The organism is Microvirga tunisiensis (assembly GCF_009296175.1).
In the GTDB taxonomy this organism is placed as follows: Bacteria; Pseudomonadota; Alphaproteobacteria; order Rhizobiales; family Beijerinckiaceae; genus Microvirga; species Microvirga tunisiensis.
Window position 1 is genome coordinate 1 of sequence record NZ_VOSK01000694.1, and the last position, 1,672, is coordinate 1,672.

Annotated in this window: 1 protein-coding gene; it reads right to left on the bottom strand. The window is 63.0% G+C overall.

Annotated elements, in window-relative coordinates; translation table 11 throughout:
* Positions 1 to 7: 7 nt before the first annotated feature.
* Positions 8 to 1,459: an IS4 family transposase gene (locus tag FS320_RS42940; protein WP_152718593.1), complete on the bottom strand. Its 1,452-nt coding sequence runs from the start codon at positions 1,457 to 1,459 to the stop codon at positions 8 to 10.
* Positions 1,460 to 1,672 lie beyond the last annotated feature (213 nt).

Sequence of the window (1,672 nt, forward strand, 5' to 3'; positions counted from 1 at the left end):
CTTTCAATTACCCATAGATTTGTGCTCCAATCCTAGCGCCGAGTTCGATATCCATCAGGCGCGAGAGTCCTCTCCACATGACGGTGTTTCCTGGCGGAGGATCATGGCCACGGGCGAGATAGCCGCCCATGCAGGCGATCTTGGTTAAGTAGTAGGAGAGCGTCTTGCTCCGCAGCATCACCTGACCCTTGTCTCGCACCAACTCGTCGAGCAGGCCCATTTCCAGGCCCGTCAAGGCCAGCCGCGGTGGCACGTCCGGAACGACACGATTGAGCATCGTCAGCCAGAAGATCCGCCAGCTCACGATGCAGTAGATGCTGAGCAGGTTCACCAGCCGCTCCGCCGTTCTGAGCTTGCTCTCCTCCGCCCGACAGCCGGACTTCAGGATCTTGTGGAACAGCTCGACCTTCCAGCGCAGGGCGTACCAGTCGAGCATCTGGATCGCGTCGGCGCGGGATCGCACCGGCAGATCCGCGATCAGCTTCCAATCGATCCGCGCCCGGTCTTTGGGCGTGTGGCGCTCCTGCGCGTGGATGACCGTCAGGGTGAGAGCCGGATAGCGCTTCTGCTTGCCGATCGGGGGCAGGACGTGGATCCGGCGGTATTTGAGCTCCACGGTCGCAAGGCTCACATGGCCTTTTGGGCCGCGAACCTCAACCTGATGCAGCCCTTTGACCCTCACCTCCTGCATCTCGTCCGCGATGGTGTGCTGGCCATCGCCCGCCAGCCGATCCACACAGGTCCGGACCAGAAAGTGCGTGCCCAGAGCGCGAGCCGTGCAGAAGAATTCGTAGATGTCGTTCTCGCGGTCGCCGATATGGATGCAGCGCTCCGGCGCGCCAAACAGCGCCACGGATTGCCTCATACATTCGAGCCAGCGGATGCTCTCCTTCTGATCGATGGGCACCCGGGTCGGGTTGATCTTGCGCTTGAGCTTTCTGGTGCCCTTGAACTGAGGCCTCGTCCAGACCTTGATCGCCGACAGCCCCAGCGGCAGCCCATCCGCAGTCACAGCCAGGCAAGAATGCATCAGCAGCCCGCACACCGTGTGCATCCGCAACCGACCTGCCTTGTCCCGGCCGCTGTTGACCCGGCGGGTCGCGCCGATCCGTTCATGCTGTGCTCTCTCGTAGGTCAGTTCAGTCGTGTCCTGGAGAACCAGGATCGGGCCGCCGACCGCCGCAAAACGGGTGCGAGTGGCCTGGAAATGGCCCTGAAGGATCTCGTGTTCGGAGACTTTGGGATTGGACAGAAAGCGATAGGCTGCTTTGGTGTTGGCCCAGTCCTGGCAGGCCAGCGGGATGCTGCCGCCGATGGCACTGGCCATGTGGGTCAGGAGCTTGCGCAGGCGCTGGCCAAGACGCCGGTCCCGAAAGTGGCAGCCGGCGAGCTCCTGCTCGATCCAGGAGGTCGCGTCAGCCGCCTCTCCGGGATGGGCGGCAGGAAGGCGCGCCTTCATGATGGCCCAGCTCCCGTGCAGCCTTGCCCTGGCGGATGGGAGATGGCCCGGCGCAGGCCCGACCCGCAGGCATCGGCAAGATGACGGGAAAACCGAGACGGGACCCTATCCATGGGACACCTCTCACAGATGAGGAGGTGCCCACCACGGAATCACGATTGGTGCCGGTCAGGCAAGCGCTGCCGCTCAACCCAAAATGTGGGTAATTGAAAG